This window comes from Acinetobacter legionensis (genome assembly GCF_048552295.1).
Classification (GTDB): Bacteria; Pseudomonadota; Gammaproteobacteria; order Pseudomonadales; family Moraxellaceae; genus Acinetobacter.
Genome location: NZ_JBIMCW010000107.1, coordinates 1 through 266 on the forward strand (window position 1 = coordinate 1; position 266 = coordinate 266).

Here is a 266-nt window from a genome sequence, read left to right on the forward strand (position 1 = left end):
CCCTAGCACAACCCAATTGCTTAATTTTATTACAACGTTTATGTGACGCTGGTTTTGACGTTTCCCTAGAAACCAGTGGCGCTCTTGATGTATCAAGAGTGGATCCGCGTGTTTCAAAAGTCCTCGACTTAAAGACTCCAACTTCTGGTGAAGAACACCGTAATCTCATCAGTAATCTTGACCATTTAACACCGCGTGACCAAATCAAATTTGTGATTTGTAATCGTGAAGACTATGAATGGTCAAAACAACAAGTTGAACAATAT

General features: G+C 39.8%; 1 pseudogene. It reads left to right on the forward strand.

What is annotated here, in order from left to right:
• Positions 1–266: pseudogene (locus ACG916_RS21650) on the forward strand (7-carboxy-7-deazaguanine synthase QueE); the annotation flags it as partial.